The sequence below is a fragment of the Pontibacter sp. LHS1 genome (assembly GCF_058932855.1).
On sequence record NZ_JBZYWF010000002.1, the window covers coordinates 174,461 to 191,278 of the forward strand.

The following is a 16,818-nucleotide window of genomic DNA, read 5'->3' on the forward strand; positions in this document are numbered from 1 at the left end:
CCCGGGCAGGCAATCTACTGCTCCCGAACAGCGTATCTATCTTATTCCACTGCCCCCTGAAAGGACAAGGCTTCCAGCTCTTTTGCAATGGAGGTGAGTGCTGCAATGCCCATACGCTCTGACTCAGACTCCAGTAGGTCCAGGTGCATCCAGGTAAACTTTTTAGTTGACTTCCAGACATTGCGAATCGGTTGCTCTTCGTTTTTTATGGTGCTTTCACCAGAGGCGATCACTTCCCCCTGTTCCTTCAAGTAGTAGCGCACTATCAGATTGGTCGGGCGAGGCGTAATGATCTCCTGTCCGGAGGTCAGATGCATGAACAGCAGAAATACCGTGCTGCCTTTGTTCTCATAGAGGAACTGGCCGGGCAACTGCTGCAGTTCAACCACCAGCTGACGGCCCCCCAGCACTTCCTGCAAATTAAGATTCCGGGCAGCCTGCTGCATACCCCGTTCTACATAAACAGCGGTGCTGCCTGGGTCGAGCTCACAGGATATGGTCGAGTTCCAGCCCCAGTATACCAGGGCAGGTATGAATGAGTTCTCCACTTTCAGGTACTTGTTCTTTTGATCCGCGGCAGGAGCCTGCACGATCAGCCAGTCGCTTTGCTGGACTTGTTCCGGGCGCTCTGTCTTTGGCTTTTGTTCTACAAATTGGGCATACTTACTTGTGCTGACACAGCTAGTCAAAGAAAGCCCGGCAAAAAGCAGGATGTAAAGTTGTTTCATAAATAGTACTTGTGTGAAGGTGCTAATATATAGCATCCTACACAACTTATTGCACTCCATTTAGCAGATTTCCCGCACAATTTTATGGATCGAAGCTTTCAACCTCTGTCTGTGCGGCAAACCTTACCTCACGCCTCCCTACAAAGCTTCGCAATCGTTAGGCTAACCAGGGTATACCGGCCCGCTAGTACTTGTTCTTGTTCGCAAAAGCAACCAGCGAAAGCATCACCGGCACCTCTACCAGCACCCCCACCACGCACACGAGGGCAGCCGGACTATCCAGTCCGAACAGGGCAATGGCTACCGCCACGGCTAATTCAAAAAAATTGCTGGCCCCGATCATGGCAGCCGGTGCGCACACGGCATGCCCCAGCCTAAGCTTGCGGCCACTGTACCAGGTCAGGAAAAACACGAAATAGGTCTGCAGAATCAGCGGGATGGCGATGAAAACAATAATGAGCGGATTGCTGAGGAGATTCACACCCTGAAAAGCAAAGAGCAGGATAAGCGTGAGCAACAGGGCGAGGACACTCATTGGCTTGAGGCGCGGCAGAAACTCCCGCGTAAACCAAGCCTCCCCTTTCGATCTGATCAGGGTACGGCTCGTCAGAAAACCCGCCACAAGCGGTACGACCACATAAATGATGATACTCAGAAACAGCGTGTCGTAAGGCACGGTCACATTGGTGATGCCCAGCAGCAGTCCCACGATCGGCACGAAAGCGACCAGGATGATCAGGTCGTTGACTGACACCTGCATCAGGGTATAGTTCGGGTCGCCATCGCTCAGGTAGGACCACACGAACACCATGGCCGTACAGGGCGCAGCCCCCAGGACAATGGCACCTGCGATGTACTCCCCGGCCAGCTCAGGCGAAATGAAGGCAGAATACAGATTAGAAAAGAAAAGCCAGGCAAAGAAGGCCATGGTAAAAGGCTTGATCAGCCAGTTCACAACCACCGTCAACACAATGCCAGTAGGTTTGCGCCCGATGCGCTTGAGACTCGTAAAATCGATCTGCAGCATCATCGGGTAGATCATCAGCCAGATCAGAAGGGCGATGGGAATGTTCACCTGGTATACCTCCATACGACTCAGCACCTCCATCTGGTCACCGGCCAGGTAGCCGATCAGAGTCCCTCCCACGATACAGAGAATTACCCAGATGGTCAGGTATTTCTCGAAAAAGGCAATCTGTTTTTTGGGTTGTTGTGTTGCTTGTGCCATGGTACAGCCGTTTTAGTATTTGATAATCGCATCGCAATATTACGATAAATTCAACTAGATCCAAAACCAGCATCGCTTGTTATTGCCTCCCCGGGTGAAAGCAAGAGTATGGCATCTATCAATGATTCTTTATGGAAGTTTAAGACTATGCAGCGGGGGGCTTTAATTTCTTGGATAAATCGCTTTAATTAAAGAAATCAAATTTTCGGATATAGCGCTTTTAAGATGAAATCTGGTTGCGCTATCCGGCAATTTGATTGCTTCTAATTTCAACTTTTAGCCAAAGTTTCGATTACCATGATTATCAGTACTATCCTTACGCTGGTTGGCCTCTTGGGCACACTGGCCATTGTAGCCTATTTGTGCCAGGTAGAAGACGCTATAGAAGAAATACAGGGACAACTCGAGGAGCCTGTCTGCCCTGTTTGCCATATCCCGCACCCACCAAAAAGAGCAGAACAATTGCATACGGGCAGACTGAGCCAGATCAGCAGTTATTACAAGCGCAGAAAGATCGCAGCCCGCAAACTGTACAGATCACGCAGCAGCATGGAGCGGTAGGCTTATCCGAGCAGTTCTTTGGAGGTGTGCTTTATATTGCGCCAGAACAGGTGACTGAAAATGGCCTGAAAAAGAGGTGTGGGAACATGCTCTTCGTCGAGCTGCAATGTCGCCAGCAGTCGCATGGCCTCCTGCAGTTTTTTCAGCTGTCCCGGCTCGTTCATGTGGTTGAGCTCTTCTTTGCCAAAAAGGAAGGCGTTGGCCAGCCGGTCATCGGTGCGCTCGATATAGTCCATGACCTCGTACACCCTTGCTGAAAGCTCTGGCAGAATGGTATCAGCGGCTACGCGGTCAAATTTCCAGAGGTCCGGCACGATAGGCGCACCTAATTGCTGGCTGCGCTTGATATCAGACAGGCGCTTGTACAGCAGGAGCGCCAGTACAATGTTGCTGCAACACTCTGACGTCTGGCCCAGCTCATTCAGAAGGGCAATTGCCTGCTGCACGGTGCCAAAGACATGCTCCACTACCAGCTGTTCCTGCTTCTGCCACTTACTCATGTGCACCAGGTCGTCCGTTACGTAAAAATATGCTGGGTTCTGAAATACCGCCTCCTCCACTGCATGCACCATGGCCTCTAAACTGGAAGCAGACTGCAGCAAATGGTTGAAGCTGATAAAATAGGCGATTTGATGCGCGGTCATGGGCACCTGCTGAAAGCGAAGTGTCATTTTGATGGCTTCAGGGATATTCATACAGGAGGCCCTTTAATGGTTAAAGAAATCACCCTTTCTGGCAGGTATGTTTCAAAGGTAACACATTAATTTCCAGTTACCCAATACCCAAAAGTGGGTATTTTTACCCCTCCACCGCCACTACTACTTTGCCTACTGACCTGCCTTGCTGAAACAGCCGGATGGCCTCGTGCATTTCGTCGAAGGCATACACATGGCCCACATGCTGGGGGGCAAGCTGGAGCTGCTGTAGCCCCTGCAGTAATTCGTGCATCATGTCCGTCTGCTCGTACAGGTAGATCAGGTTAAAACCCATGAGCGATTTATTTTCGGTAGGCAGCTTGAGGGGGTCTATTTTCGGACGGCGCAGGTACTTCCAGATCAGGCGCGGATAGTCAGGTTTGCTGCCATGGCTGCTGAACGAGGCATTGCCATACACCACCATACGGCCCATCGGCGCCAGCGCCTTCCAGCCCAGTTCGAGGATGCGTCCGCCGATGCACTCCATGATCAGGTGCAGGGGGCGACCGTTGAGACTGTGCATCAGTTTGTCATAAAAGTCCCTGTCGCGCAGAATCACATCACCGTATCGCTCATGTTTGCGCAGAAACTCCACCTTGCCCGGCTGCCCTACTGTACCGATGGTATAGGCGCCAACTCTCTGACAGATGCGGTTGGCCAGTATACCCACCCCGCCCGCTGCACTGTGGATCAGCACGTTCATGCCCGGCTTCAGGTTACCGAGCTCGGTGAGGGCGTAATAGGCCGTGAGCCCCTGTACCAGAAAACCCGCTCCCTCTTCAAAGCTCCAGCTGTCAGGCAAAGGCAACACATAGCGGTGGTGGCTGTTGATGTGCGTGACATAGCCCCCAAACTTTGTGGCTCCCATCACCCTATCCCCCACCTTCCAGTCGCCCGCCTCCTCGCCTACAGCCACAACTTCGCCCGCGAACTCCAGTCCTGGTATAAACGAACCGCTGGGGGTGGCACTGTAAAGGCCCTGCATGGCAAAGACATCGGCAAAGTTGAGCCCGATGGCACGCACCTGCACGCATACCTCATCCTGGGCAGGCGACTCAAGCGACTCCTGTCGCAGCTCGAGGTTGCGGATGGAGCCAGCCCGTGACATGCGGTATACCTGTCGATCGATCATAGCGCTTATTTCTGTATAGGTCTGCTTACGACAGAAGGCAGCTGCTGTGATTTTTTTTTTGCAAAAAAATGTGATGGGCGTATGGAATCTGGCGGCCTGGTTCATCTACTATACAAATGCAGCAGAAGGACTGCCTGCATCCACAACCACAAACGGAAAGGATAAGATCATGGCACAGGTACAGGAAAAACAGAACCCGGCAAAAGGCAACAGAAAACGTGCACGCAACAATGGCTTTCACCTGGATATGACCCCGATGGTGGACCTGGCCTTCCTGCTGCTGACTTTCTTCATGCTCACGACCACATTTGCCAGGCTCCAGACCATGGAGATCAACATGCCCGTTGCAACGGGGCCCGACACGCCTGTACCTGGCAAAAATGCGCTGAACATTGTGCTCGATGAAGCAGACAAGGTATACTACTTCTTTGGCTACCCGGGCGATGAGCCGGAGGTGAAGCAGACAGACTTTTCGGCCACCGGCATCCGACAGGTGCTGCTGACCGAGCAGGTAAAAAGCAACCCAGATATGGTGGTGCTGGTGAAAGCAACGGAAAGCTCCCGCTTTAAAAATCTGGTGGATGCGCTGGATGAGCTCAAAATAACCGACACCCGCAAATACGCTTTAGTAGAGTTAAGGGAAGAAGACAAGGCATTGCTGGCCTCCAGGTAAAAAATTCCCCTGTACCTGCTAAGCTGGGCGGTACAGGGGAATACCGGTCATGTATATGTTAGTGTCCGCCAGCTTCTTCGGCAAACTCACAGCTGACCTTCGGGTTGAACGGGAAGTGCATACCGGATGGATTGTGCTTCCATACCCAAACATGCAGCTGGTAGTTGTCGAAATCAAGCGGGTTACCATCAGGCCCTAGGTATTCATCAAAAGCCTGATCACCTAGTCTTGGCGGTGTGTTTTGCCCCCAATCTTCTGCGCGGATAATGTATTCTACCCCGACTAGCATCATGCGGCCATTTTTCTGAGGCTCATACAGCAAGGCTTCTGGTTCTCTGTGGTTAAGGATGCCATCCAGGATGCTGTGCTTCACATAATGGACGCCCATGCCTCCAAGTCCTGGAACACTGATACAGGGACTAAAAGGTACATAACCGTCTGCCATGGCCTGCTCGATGCGTTGATAACGGGCAGTGGCGCTGCGGATGTCAGCCAGCACTTTGTTATGAAGAGCTGAGTTAGGGCGATTTGGCCCCGCATTGGCCTCCAGCCGGGCAGTGAGCGGCTCAGGCGTATCGGGACTTTCGGCTTCACAGCCCAGAAACAAAAAGGCGGTGGAGACAAACAGAGAGGAAAGCAGTACTTTGAATGGACGAATAGTTAAAGTGTACATAGTATTGAAGGAACAGGTCTTGAAAATAGAGAATAACAGTGTACCCCGCATAACACAGCAAAGGCAATGAATGCAGTAAAGTGGAGTTAAAAAAATGGGTGAAGTTTTGAGGACCAGCGAAGCGCTAAGCAATAGGAAGTGATTAGGAGCGGTATCTGTGTTGACTACTTTTAAATACGATGGCAAAATAAAAATAGTAACATAATTTCATCAAAACATTTCAAAATCAAAAACAATAACTCCATATAGAAAAAATCATTTGAATGAAGGCATGGTGCATTCAGCAATATTTAGTTTATTGAATATACTTTAACACGGTACTGGCTATGTTTTTAAAGTTCTTCTCAAAATCTCGTTCCACTGATGACCTGGAGCTGGTGCGGCAGTATCGCCGTTCCGGTGATCTGGACGTGATCGGGAAACTTTTTGAGCGGCACACCGAGATGGTATACCTGATCTGCCTGCGCTACCTGGGGGAGGAAGAAGAAAGCAAAGACGCCACGATGCAGGTGTTCGAGCAACTGATTGTGGCACTGAAACGGCATGAGGTGAGCAACTTCAAGTCGTGGCTGCACTCGCTCACCAAAAACCACTGCCTGCAACTGCTTCGCACAGGTCGCCTGAAAGATAAAGTGAGCCAGGCCCTGCCACGCGAGCTGCACACCCTGCAACAGGACGACGCCACGCAAGCAGAACTGGACTGGCAGGCGCTAGAACAAGGTCTGGTACACCTGCCCGCTGAGCAGCGCACCTGCATCGAGTTGTTTTACCTGCAGCAGAAGAGCTACCGCGAGATAGAGGAAATCACGGGCTGCGACCTCAAGCAGGTGAAGAGTTACATACAGAACGGCCGCCGTAACCTTAGAATTTACATTGAAAAAAACCATGCGCAACGATAAAATACAAATAAGCGAATGGGGACTGGAGGAACACCCCTCCGTTGAGCTGTTGCGACAATATGAGGAAGGCACGTTGCCGCCGGCTACCAATTATGAACTGGAGAAGCACCTGCTCGATTGTGAGATGTGCGAAGACATACTGACAGGCATGTCGCTGTCGGACCGCGAACAAACCCGCCAGTCCCGCTACCGCATCTGGCAGCGGGTACGCACGCGTTTGCGTCGCAAGCACCGCCCCCGTGCCCTGCACGGCCTGGCCGACTGGCGTGTGGCACTGGGCCTGCTGATGATGTTCTGTTCGCTCGGCCTGATCCTGTTCTACCATTACACCCGCACAGCCGCACAGGAAAAAGCAGCCATGCAGGCAGCCGAAATCCTGCCGCCTAGTCCGGAGGAACTGCTGGCCCGCACGATTGATGCTGCGCTGGTACTGGACATACCGGCACCCCCTGCCAGCAGCAACCTGGAGAGCAGCAGGTCGCAGGCGGAGTTCAGCCTGCAAGGGCAAGTGCTGGATGCAGGAGGCCAGGGTATAGGACGGGCAACCGTGCAGGTGCAGGGCAGCCCCTGGCAAACCAGCAGCGACGGACAAGGATTTTTCAAGCTTCCGATAGAAGCAGGCAGCTATACCTTGCTCGTGAGTAGCCCAGGCTATGCAACCCAGACTTTCAGCGTTAAAAGCTCGGATAAGGCAGTGCGTCTGCACCTGGAAAAGAAGAAATAAGCCCTCCTGTTGAGCAGGTATAAACACACCAAAAAACCACAACCTGCATTCTAATATAGCAGTTTATTTCATGACTTTAGGGTAAAAACGCTTAAATTACAGCCTGATAACCTTTGCCAAAGAATTACAGACTACTTTGTTTGTGCAAGTCTGTGCCTCTTTATCATCCCTGGCAAAGCCCTGGCATACTATGGAAAATAAAGCACCTGTGCTGCACCCCGGCAGTGAAAAAAACTATGATTCTGACTTCTGCGGCAGCATTCCGCTACACCAGATCAACCTGATACAACCGCACGGCCTGCTGCTTGTTCTTGACAAGACCCTCCGGATCAGGCAGGTAAGCGAGAATTGCACCGAACTGCTTGGGCTTGCACCCGAAGCGATACTGGAACAGCCCCTGGCGGCCTTCGTACCCGAAAAAGAACTCGAAGACCTGCAACTGAAACTGAACCGTGCGCAGGCCTCTGACCATGAGCAGGTCGACATACCTTCGTCCCTTACTTTCAACACAGAAGGACGTAGCAAAGTCTTTACAGTCACTGCGCATCCGGAAGCAGAACAAATACTGATAGAGATGGAGCCGGCGCACAGCGAAGAGGACAAATCTTTTCTGGCCTTTTTCCAGCAGATCAAATATATCACGTCGCGTATCAAGCAGGCCGATAGTACCGGGGCGATCGCGCAAGCGGTGGCAGACGAGTTCAAGCACTTTACGGGCTTTGACCGGGTACTTGTCTACCGCTTCGACCCCATGTGGAATGGCACTGTGATCGGGCAGGCCAAAACAGAAGACATGAATGATTTGCTGGGGCTCCGGTTCCCGGCATCAGATGTGCCCAAGCAGGCACGTGACCTCTACTTCCGCAACCCCTACCGGCTTATACCTGCCCGCGACTACGCACCAGTTCGCCTCCGCCCTATCCTCAACCCTATTACAAGGCGCTTTACGGATCTGACCAGTTGTAACCTGCGCAGTGTGGCGGGCGTGCACCTGGAGTACATGGGCAATATGGGCATTTCGGCCTCCATGTCAGTGCCGCTTATTATGGAGGGTAAACTGTGGGGCCTGATCTCCTGCCATCACAAAACCCCGAAGTACCCAAGCTATCAGGAGCGCACGGCCATGGAGCTATTGTCGACCATAGCAGCAGTACGCCTGGGTGCCTATGAAAAAGAGCAGCGTGCATCAGCACAGTCCCACATGCGCGGACAGTATGCCAGCATGCTGGAGCAGCTCTTTAAGAATGACTATTTTACAGATGCCCTGCTACAGGGACAGCCAAACCTGATGGAGCTATTGTCTCTGGATGGCGCAGCTATACTGTATGAAGGCAATGTACATACCATGGGGCAAACCCCACCTGTGCAGAAAATAAAAGAGCTTGCCTCCTGGTTGCGACGCAACAGCTCCGATAAAACATACGTAACCAATTCGCTCCCCCAGGCCTATCCCAATAGCAAAGATTATAAGGACACGGCAAGCGGATTGCTGGCTTTGGCCATCAATCCGGACCAGGGCGAGTATATTCTCTGCTTTCGGGGAGAGGTGCTGCAAACTGTCAACTGGAGCGGCAATCCTGATCAGGCCATCCGGATGGAACCGGACGGCAAAAGCTATCATCCCCGTAACTCGTTTGCGCTTTACCAGCAGACGGTGCAGCTCACCTCCCTCCCCTGGCAACAGGAAGAACTGGAGGCTGCAGAGGCGCTGCGCAGTGCTGTACTTAGCAAGATTATCCGCGAGAAGTACTAAGAGAACACGTTACCATTATTTCGGCTAAGACAGCATGTTGCAGCAAGCAAACAATAAGCAGGAGCAGAAAATAAGCCCTAAGCCTGCCGATCATTACCTGGTAGGAATCGGTGCATCGGCGGGAGGACTTGAGGCTATTCATAAAGTCTTCGACCATTTCCCTGGCAATTCCAGCTTCTCATTCGTAATCATACAGCACCTGTCGCCAGACCATAAAAGTCTGATGGCGGAACTGCTGTCTAAGCATACCAGCATGCAGGTGCAGGAAGCGGAAGACCATGCGTTTACTCGCCCGAACTGCGTTTACGTACTGCCCAGTGGCAAGCAGCTGAGTCTGCAGAACGGGCGCCTGCGCCTGACTGAAAAGCCCCGCAACCGGGAGCCCAACTTTGCCGTGGACGCTTTTTTTGAGTCACTGGCCATTGACCGGGGTCCGTACGCGATTGGCGTCGTGCTGTCGGGTACCGGTACTGATGGCAGCAAAGGAGTTCGGGCCATCAAGCAGGCCGGGGGGCTGGTGGTGGTGCAGGATCCCGAGAGCGCCAAGTTCGATGGCATGCCCCGCAGCGCTATCGATACAGGAAGCGTAGACTTCGTACTGCCGCCCGATCAAATTCCGCACGAGATCATGGAATACACCCGCCGCACCCCCCTGGTCCGGAACATTATCCAGAGCGGAAAGCAGCAGGATGATCCGGGCAGAGAGGAAGAAGTACTCAATGAAATACTGGACCTGGTATGCACCCATACGCAGGTCAACTTCAGCCACTATAAGAAACCCACGCTAAACCGGCGCATTCAAAAACGGATGCAGGTGCTCAAGCTCGAAAATCTGCAGGAATACCTCGATTACCTGCATGCCAACCCGGCCGAGATCAAAGTCCTATACCAGGAGTTTTTCATCAATGTCACCAGCTTTTTCCGCGATCCGGATGCCTTTCAGCTCCTGGAGGAAAAGGTGATCCCAAAGATACTGGCGTCGAAAGAGGAAGGCGAACTCACCAAAATATGGATTGCGGCCTGCAGCACAGGCGAAGAGGCCTATTCGCTGGCCATCCTCTTTCAAGAGGCCTTTCACAAACTGGGACGCCAACCGGATGTAAAGCTTTTTGCCACCGATGTAGACCAGCAGGCCCTGCAGAAAGCATCCAAAGGCACTTACCCTGCCAGCGCCATCCAGAAGCACGTATCAGAAGAGCGCCTGCAGCGTTTCTTTCAGCAGAAGGGCAACAAATACACGGTAAGTGACGAGATCCGCAAGATGGTGATCTTTGCGCAGCATGACCTGCAGAAGGACCCTCCTTTCAGCAAGATCGATCTGTTCACCTGCCGTAACATGCTCATCTACCTCAACCCCAGCCTGCAGCATAAAGTACTTTCCCTGTTTCCATACGCCCTCAACATGGGCGGCTACCTGCTATTGGGTCCGAGCGAGCACATCGGAGACATGCAGGAGTACTTTGAGGAAGAAGACCGCAAATGGAAAATTTTCCGAAAAGTAAAAGACCGCAGCAGCCTGCAGCGCAGCTACGGCGTTACCGAATACCATACTTCCAGCATGCAGCAAAGCCAGGCCAGTCAGTTTAAGACGACACAGCTTAACCGCTATAATGAGGCATTTATGGATGCCCTGGCAGAAGACTTTAAAGTTACCGCCCTTTATGTTGACGCAAACTACCAGCTGCTGCACGGCATTGGTGACATCAACCGCTTTCTCAAGTTTCCGGATAAGCGCCTTCACTTCAACCTGATCAAGATGGTGCCGGAAGAGCTGGCAGTTGTGCTCAGCGTCAGCATCCGCAAAGCTATCAAGTCCAAAAAAAGTGTGGTAGGCCGGCAGGTGGCTGTGAAGTTTGGCAAGAAAGAGCGCCTGATCCATACCTCTGTGCGCCCCGTGACGCTCGAAAAAGGGCAGCCACCGCTCATACTCGTGCTGTTGCAGGAAATGGGCGAAGTAAGTCCGCAACCTAAGTTAACGGATTCTCCGCATATATCAGATGCAGACTACTACCAGCAACTGACCACCCTGGAATCGGAACTGCGCGAAACCCGCGAAAGCCTGCAGATGACCGTGCAGGATTTGAGTACCACCAATGAGGAGCTTCAGTCGAGTAACGAGGAGCTGATGTCGAGCAACGAGGAACTGCAAAGCTCCAACGAGGAGATGCAGTCACTCAATGAAGAGCTGCATACCGTCAACTCGGAGCATCAGCTGAAGATCAAAGAGCTGCAGGAGCTGAATGAAGACCTGGACAACTACTTCCGAAGCTCCAACGTGGGACAGATATTTGTGGACCATAACCTGGACATCCGCAAGTATACTCCATCGGTTGAGCAGATCGTGAACATCATCGGGGGCGACATCGGAAGGCCGGTGCACCACCTGTCACACAACCTGAAGTATGCCCGACTGTTCGACGACATCCGGGATGTAAACAACACCTCACGGGAAATAGAACAGGAAGTGGAGACTGAAAATGGCCGCTATTTCCTGATGCGCATCCTCCCCTACCTGAAGCGGGATGGCAACAAAGATGGGGTTGTGGTCAGCTTTGTGGATGTGACTACCCTCAAAACGCTGAGCAGTGTGGTGCAGGGGGTACTTGACAGTTCGCTTAACAGCATCATGGCCATGCAGGCTATCCGTGACAACAAGAATCAAATCAAAGACTTTAGCTGGACCCTGCTCAACAAAAAAGCAGAGGAAATGCTGGGCGAATCGAGCGCAAACCTGCTGCATGGAAGTGTGACAGCCACCATGTCCGGCCTGCGAGATACCGGCTTGTTCAGAAAACTCTGCCATGTGGTGGAAACGTCCAAGCCGCTGCACATAGAGCAGCTGTTGAGCCTGAACGAGCAAAAGGCCTGGTTTGAGATAGCCGCCGTGAAAATGGGAAATGGCATCGCGCTGACCATGGCTGATATCACAGACAAAAAGAACAGCGAAGAGCAGACGCTGGCAGCTTACGAAGAGCTCAAAAAAGCAGAGGAGAACCTAACTGTGCTCAACAACAAACTTGAGCGCCTGGTAGATGAACGCACCCGTGAGCTGGCCAATAGTGAAGAGCGCTTCCGCCTGGTATCCATGGCCACCAATGACGTGGTATGGGACTGGAACCTGGCCACAAACGAGATCTGGTGGAGTGACGGTTTGTCTAAAATGCTGGGCTTCAATGAACAGGAAATGTCTGGCGGGATGGAAGGCTGGTTCTCCAAACTGCACCCTGAAGACCGCCTGGAAGTGGAACGCAGTGTCAACGATGCCATCAACAATGGCAAGAGGCAATGGAACGCCGAGTACCGCATCCAGCATAAGGAAGGAAACTACACCTACGTTTCGAACAGGGCCTATATCCTGTACAACGAGTACAATATGCCTTACCGGATGATCGGCTCATTCATCGACCTTTCGGACCTGAAGCTGGCACAGGAAGAGTTACAGCATACCAACGACCACCTGATGCGTGTGATCGACGATCTGGACACTTTCGTGTACACGGCCTCCCATGACCTGAAGTCACCGATTGCAAATATCGAAGGCCTGATGCTCGTCCTGGAAGAGCAGATAAAGGAAGCTGAACCACTCCCCGGCGAGCCCACAGATCCTCTGTTTGCCATGATCAAAGACTCGATCAGGCGCTTCAAGAATGTGATCCGCGACCTGACCGATATCGCCAAAGTGCAGCGGGATGTGGACGGCGAGTCTGAAGCCCTTGAGATTGAAACCGTGTATAATACCATCTACGACGGGCTGAGAGAAGAGGCAGAGCGAAAGCAGGCCATCATCGAAACTGACTTTTCTGAGGCGCCCGATATCAGTTTCTCCAAAAAGAACCTGCACAGCATTCTGTACAACCTGCTGAGCAACGCACTCAAGTACAGCTCTCCTGAGCGCAGGCCGCACGTCAGGATCAAAAGCAGCCGCAAAGGCAAAAAGCTTTTGCTGAGCATTGAGGATAACGGACTTGGTATCAGCAAAGACAGCCAGAGCAAAATGTTTACGCTCTTCAAACGATTCCACTCCCACGTAGATGGCACCGGCATGGGTCTTTATATTGTGAAGCGGATCATGGATAATTTTGGCGGACAGGTGCAGGTGAAAAGTGAAACAGACAAAGGGACAACGTTCACGCTGACCTTTCCGCAGTAACAGAAGAATACGCACCAAAAAATTAAAAAAAGATTATGTATATAGCCATGAGCCAGTTTGAGGTTGCCAACGATATGGCAGCCGATGTGAAGGAAGCATTTGTAAACCGACCGCACATGGTGGATCACGAGAAGGGTTTTCTGGGCATGAAAGTGTTTACACCGCAGGAGAACGGAAATGAGTTCTGGGTGATGACCACCTGGACCGACGAGATCAGCTACAAGGAATGGTATAAAGAACACATGAAAGAGTCGCACCAGGGTATACCAAAAGGTTTAAAGCTGGTGCCCGGCAGCCTGAAGGTGCGTTTTTTTGACCTGGTGAGTGACTAAAAAGGATTTTTACCGTAGGTATGGCCAGAACCAAAACCCTTATACCTATGACCTTCCACTCTACAAGACCCGTTGATGTCCTGTTTGATGCTGCACGCCGCGGTGACCTCACCCTCCTGAAACAACTCATTGATGAAGGTGTTGACGTGAACGAACCAGGCCCTCGCGGCTTCACACCGCTGATCATAGCCACCTACAACAACCAGCCGGAAGCGGCCCGCATGCTCCTGGAAGCGGGAGCAGATGTAAATGCCCAGGACCAGGCAGGAAACACCGCCCTGATGGGCCAGTGCTTCAATGGCTACGAAGGTATAGCCGAGCTCCTGCTGGAGTATGGCGCGGACCTCGATGTGCAGAACGGCAGCGGTGGCACTGCCCTGATGTTTGCCACCATGTACGGCCGCAACAACATGGTCAGGTTCATGCTCGATCAGGGTGCCAACCGCGAACTACGTGATGCCCGAGGCCTGACAGCCCAGCAGATGGCCGCACAGGTTGGCAATGAAGAAGCCCTCAGGCTATTTGAAACCTCCACAGAAAGCACCACCTGATAATTTCTGGCTTATTTTTCTGAAATTGCGGCGACATGTCGTACGCCCTTTCTATACCTGAATTGCCGGAGCTGCCCGTAAAGGAAGCGCTCCCCAGCCTGCTGCAGGCGCTCTCTGACACCAACCGTGCTGTGCTGGAAGCTCCACCGGGAGCTGGCAAAACGACCCTGGTGCCGCTTGCCTTGCTGCAGGCTGATTGGCTACAGGGCGGCAAAATACTGGTGCTGGAGCCAAGGCGCCTGGCAACCCGGGCTGCTGCGCAACGCATGGCCGATCTGATGCAGGAGCCACTGGGCCAGACCGTGGGCTACTGGGTGCGCATGGAGCATGTCGTGTCGTCAAAGACTCGTGTAGAAGTGGTGACAGAAGGCATCCTGACGCGCATGCTGCAGGAAGACCCTGCTTTGGAAGGTGTGGCTGCTATACTCTTTGACGAATTCCATGAACGCAGCCTGCAGGCTGACCTGGGCCTGGCCCTGGCGCTGGATGCACAGGCAGTCCTCCGACCTGATCTGCGCATCGTGATCATGAGCGCCACCCTCGACGCGACAGGTATAGGCAAGTGGCTGCAGGCGCCGGTTATCCGGAGTGACGGGCGCCTCTACCCTGTCGAAACGCAGTACCTCACACCTGCCGAAGTGGCCGCTGCCGGCACCCGTCCTGCGGAGCGCCTGCAACAGCTGGTTCCCAGGGCGATCATGAAAGCATTGCGGGAAGAGCCTGTTGGCGATATTCTGGTATTCCTGCCAGGTATGGGCGAAATGCGTCGGGTGGCCGAGCAGCTCGAAAACAGATTACCAGCCGAAGTGGAGCTGCACCTGTTGCACGGCGACCTGGCGCTAAGCCGACAGATGGCAGCCATTCAGCCCTCTCCCTCCGGTAACCGCAAAATAGTACTTGCGACCAGCATTGCCGAAACCAGTTTAACCATCGAGGGTGTGAAGATCGTGGTGGACGGAGGGTATGCGCGTGTGCCCCGTTTTATGCCCCGAACCGGCCTTACCACGCTGGTGACTACGCCAGTCTCCAAGGCAGCAGCTGACCAGCGGCGTGGCCGTGCCGGACGATTGGGTCCGGGTGTCTGCTACCGGCTCTGGTCTACGGCTGACCAGCTGCAACTGCCCGAACGGCAGGACCCGGAAATTTTCGAAGCTGACCTATCGGGTCTGGCGCTGGAACTTGCCCTGTGGGGTATAAAAGATGCCGCTGCGCTGCAGTGGCTGGACGCGCCGCCCGCTACAGCCCTGTCCCTGGCACGTGACTTACTTCTGCGCCTGGAAGCGCTGGATGCAGCGGGCCATGCCACAGCACATGGCAAAGCCATTGCTTCCATGGGTCTGACACCCCGTTTGGGGCACCTGGTGATCAGAGGGCATGAACTGGGTCTGACCGAAACGGCCTGCACCCTGGCTGCCTTGCTCGCAGAGCGGGACATCATCCGGTCACAACAACCCCATAGCACACCCCAGCCTGATCTGCCCCTGCGTCTTGAGCTATTGGCAGGCAAGCGTCCGCCTATACCTGGCTATCAGCGTGACGAAAACGCTATTCGGCGCGTGCAGGAACAGGCCCAGCACCTCCGACAGCGCCTCCGTGCCCCCAAAGGAAAAATTGAAGCCCTGGCTGCGGGCATCCTCACCGCACTGGCCTACCCTGACCGGCTGGCGCAGCGTGAGAGCACAGGCAAGGTACGGCTCATCACAGGTCAACGCGCTTCGCTTCCCACCGAATTGTTCTCTGAGGCTGATTATTACGGCATTGCCCACCTGGACGCGGGTCAGCATCCGCGCATTCTGCTGGCGTCACCGCTCAGCAAAGAGGAGGTGCTCCAACATTTTGAGGCACAGCTGGCTCAGATTGAAGAAGTCCGCTGGGACAGTACCAGCAACCGGGTACTGGCACGCAGGGTAACTAAGCTCGGTGCCCTGGTGCTGGAAGAAAGACAGCTTTCGCAACCTGACCCGGAACAGGTTGCACAGGCCCTCTTACTGGCCTTGCAGGAGAAAGGTATAGCCCGGCTGCCCTGGTCAGATGAAGCGCTCCGAATCCGCCAGCGCATCACTTTTCTTCAGCAGCTGGCACCGGACAGATGGCCTGATGTATCCGATACAGCCCTGGAAGCGACAATGGGAGATTGGCTTCTACCGCACCTGGCCGGCCTGCGCAGCATGGAGCAGGTCAACCGGCTCGACTTGAAGGACATTCTGCTCACGCTGCTTACCTGGGAGCAGCAGCAGGAGCTCGATAAGCTGGCCCCTACACATTTGGCTGTGCCCAGTGGCTCGCGCATAGCGCTGGACTATACTGACCCCACTACTCCGGTGCTGGCTGTCCGCCTGCAGGAAGTATTCGGCCTGCTCGACACGCCGCGCATTGCCGACGGCAAAGTCCCGCTGCTCATGCACCTGCTCTCTCCGGCATCACGCCCTGTTCAGGTAACCCGTGACCTGCGCAGCTTCTGGAGCACTGGCTATTTTGAGGTGCGAAAAGACCTGCGCGGACGCTACCCCAAGCACCATTGGCCCGAGGATCCGCTAACCGCTATACCTACCCGAAGCGTCAAACGCAGGGGCAATTAAGCGGCACAGAATAGTAACCTGATTACAACCCGAACATACACATGCATGTTTACAATATAATATTATCAAGAATAATAAAAATAAAACATACTGATTAACAACCTTTTACAAGACTGACACCGTACAAACAATTGAAGTAA

Annotated in this window: 14 protein-coding genes; 9 read left to right on the forward strand and 5 right to left on the reverse strand. The window is 53.3% G+C overall.

The features are described 5' to 3' along the window. Positions 1 to 41: 41 nt before the first annotated feature. Both AC5FXQ_RS05130 and arsB read right to left on the reverse strand, forming a co-directional pair. Positions 42 to 728: a hypothetical protein gene (locus tag AC5FXQ_RS05130; RefSeq protein ID WP_493601418.1), complete on the reverse strand. Its 687-nt coding sequence runs from the start codon at positions 726 to 728 to the stop codon at positions 42 to 44. A 184-nt stretch (positions 729 to 912) separates the two neighbouring features. Next, the gene (arsB, locus tag AC5FXQ_RS05135; RefSeq protein WP_493601419.1) at positions 913 to 1,956 is read right to left on the reverse strand and encodes an ACR3 family arsenite efflux transporter; all 1,044 of its coding nucleotides are present in this window, start codon (positions 1,954 to 1,956) and stop codon (positions 913 to 915) included. Between the two features lie 297 nt (positions 1,957 to 2,253). Between arsB and AC5FXQ_RS05140 the strand changes: the two genes are divergently transcribed. Further along, complete coding sequence (locus AC5FXQ_RS05140) at positions 2,254 to 2,517, forward strand: hypothetical protein (RefSeq protein ID WP_493601420.1); 264 nt, start codon at positions 2,254 to 2,256, stop codon at positions 2,515 to 2,517. Positions 2,518 to 2,519: 2 nt separating this feature from the next. On the opposite strand, the gene AC5FXQ_RS05145 is transcribed toward AC5FXQ_RS05140, so the two are convergent. Together AC5FXQ_RS05145 and AC5FXQ_RS05150 are read right to left on the reverse strand one after the other, a co-directional pair. After that, positions 2,520 to 3,212, reverse strand: coding sequence for a hypothetical protein (locus tag AC5FXQ_RS05145; protein WP_493601421.1), 693 nt, complete (start codon positions 3,210 to 3,212; stop codon positions 2,520 to 2,522). Between the two features lie 103 nt (positions 3,213 to 3,315). Next, on the reverse strand, positions 3,316 to 4,344 hold the full coding sequence (locus AC5FXQ_RS05150; protein ID WP_493601422.1) for an alcohol dehydrogenase catalytic domain-containing protein: 1,029 nt from the start codon (positions 4,342 to 4,344) through the stop codon (positions 3,316 to 3,318). A gap of 73 nt (positions 4,345 to 4,417) precedes the next feature. Between AC5FXQ_RS05150 and AC5FXQ_RS05155 the strand changes: the two genes are divergently transcribed. After that, positions 4,418 to 5,017, forward strand: a complete 600-nt coding sequence (locus AC5FXQ_RS05155) for an ExbD/TolR family protein (protein WP_493601423.1) — start codon at positions 4,418 to 4,420, stop codon at positions 5,015 to 5,017. A gap of 58 nt (positions 5,018 to 5,075) precedes the next feature. Here AC5FXQ_RS05155 and AC5FXQ_RS05160 read toward each other — a convergent pair whose 3' ends face one another. After that, entirely contained in the window at positions 5,076 to 5,690 is a 615-nt protein-coding gene (locus AC5FXQ_RS05160; RefSeq protein WP_493601424.1) for a hypothetical protein, read from the reverse strand. A 326-nt stretch (positions 5,691 to 6,016) separates the two neighbouring features. Here AC5FXQ_RS05160 and AC5FXQ_RS05165 point away from each other — a divergent pair, with 326 nt between their 5' ends. The 7 genes from AC5FXQ_RS05165 (at position 6,017) to hrpB (ending at position 16,678) form a co-directional block, all read left to right on the forward strand. Then, on the forward strand, positions 6,017 to 6,589 hold the full coding sequence (locus tag AC5FXQ_RS05165; RefSeq protein ID WP_493601425.1) for an RNA polymerase sigma factor: 573 nt from the start codon (positions 6,017 to 6,019) through the stop codon (positions 6,587 to 6,589). Further along, positions 6,576 to 7,313 carry a carboxypeptidase-like regulatory domain-containing protein gene (locus tag AC5FXQ_RS05170; RefSeq protein ID WP_493601426.1) on the forward strand — a complete coding sequence of 246 codons (738 nt, stop codon included), beginning with the start codon at positions 6,576 to 6,578 and terminating at the stop codon, positions 7,311 to 7,313. The genes AC5FXQ_RS05165 and AC5FXQ_RS05170 overlap by 14 nt, the downstream gene beginning before the upstream one ends. Before the next feature lie 190 nt (positions 7,314 to 7,503). Further along, positions 7,504 to 9,066 (forward strand): GAF domain-containing protein, encoded by a 1,563-nt coding sequence (locus AC5FXQ_RS05175; protein WP_493601427.1) that lies wholly within the window; start codon positions 7,504 to 7,506, stop codon positions 9,064 to 9,066. A gap of 34 nt (positions 9,067 to 9,100) precedes the next feature. Continuing rightward, positions 9,101 to 13,216: a chemotaxis protein CheB gene (locus tag AC5FXQ_RS05180; protein ID WP_493601428.1), complete on the forward strand. Its 4,116-nt coding sequence runs from the start codon at positions 9,101 to 9,103 to the stop codon at positions 13,214 to 13,216. Positions 13,217 to 13,263: 47 nt separating this feature from the next. Then, positions 13,264 to 13,548 carry an antibiotic biosynthesis monooxygenase family protein gene (locus AC5FXQ_RS05185; protein WP_493601429.1) on the forward strand — a complete coding sequence of 95 codons (285 nt, stop codon included), beginning with the start codon at positions 13,264 to 13,266 and terminating at the stop codon, positions 13,546 to 13,548. A gap of 20 nt (positions 13,549 to 13,568) precedes the next feature. Then, positions 13,569 to 14,099: an ankyrin repeat domain-containing protein gene (locus AC5FXQ_RS05190; protein WP_493601430.1), complete on the forward strand. Its 531-nt coding sequence runs from the start codon at positions 13,569 to 13,571 to the stop codon at positions 14,097 to 14,099. A gap of 35 nt (positions 14,100 to 14,134) precedes the next feature. Then, complete coding sequence (gene hrpB, locus AC5FXQ_RS05195) at positions 14,135 to 16,678, forward strand: ATP-dependent helicase HrpB (protein ID WP_493601431.1); 2,544 nt, start codon at positions 14,135 to 14,137, stop codon at positions 16,676 to 16,678. The last annotated feature ends 140 nt before the right edge of the window (positions 16,679 to 16,818 follow it).

Coding starts and splice junctions, on each gene's coding strand:
- AC5FXQ_RS05130 (WP_493601418.1), bottom strand. CDS start 728: ATGAAACAACTTTACATCCTGCTTTTTGCCGGGCTTTCTTTGACTAGC.
- arsB (WP_493601419.1), bottom strand. CDS start 1,956: ATGGCACAAGCAACACAACAACCCAAAAAACAGATTGCCTTTTTCGAG.
- AC5FXQ_RS05140 (WP_493601420.1), top strand. CDS start 2,254: ATGATTATCAGTACTATCCTTACGCTGGTTGGCCTCTTGGGCACACTG.
- AC5FXQ_RS05145 (WP_493601421.1), bottom strand. CDS start 3,212: ATGAATATCCCTGAAGCCATCAAAATGACACTTCGCTTTCAGCAGGTG.
- AC5FXQ_RS05150 (WP_493601422.1), bottom strand. CDS start 4,344: ATGATCGATCGACAGGTATACCGCATGTCACGGGCTGGCTCCATCCGC.
- AC5FXQ_RS05155 (WP_493601423.1), top strand. CDS start 4,418: ATGGGCGTATGGAATCTGGCGGCCTGGTTCATCTACTATACAAATGCA.
- AC5FXQ_RS05160 (WP_493601424.1), bottom strand. CDS start 5,690: ATGTACACTTTAACTATTCGTCCATTCAAAGTACTGCTTTCCTCTCTG.
- AC5FXQ_RS05165 (WP_493601425.1), top strand. CDS start 6,017: ATGTTTTTAAAGTTCTTCTCAAAATCTCGTTCCACTGATGACCTGGAG.
- AC5FXQ_RS05170 (WP_493601426.1), top strand. CDS start 6,576: ATGCGCAACGATAAAATACAAATAAGCGAATGGGGACTGGAGGAACAC.
- AC5FXQ_RS05175 (WP_493601427.1), top strand. CDS start 7,504: ATGGAAAATAAAGCACCTGTGCTGCACCCCGGCAGTGAAAAAAACTAT.
- AC5FXQ_RS05180 (WP_493601428.1), top strand. CDS start 9,101: ATGTTGCAGCAAGCAAACAATAAGCAGGAGCAGAAAATAAGCCCTAAG.
- AC5FXQ_RS05185 (WP_493601429.1), top strand. CDS start 13,264: ATGAGCCAGTTTGAGGTTGCCAACGATATGGCAGCCGATGTGAAGGAA.
- AC5FXQ_RS05190 (WP_493601430.1), top strand. CDS start 13,569: ATGGCCAGAACCAAAACCCTTATACCTATGACCTTCCACTCTACAAGA.
- hrpB (WP_493601431.1), top strand. CDS start 14,135: ATGTCGTACGCCCTTTCTATACCTGAATTGCCGGAGCTGCCCGTAAAG.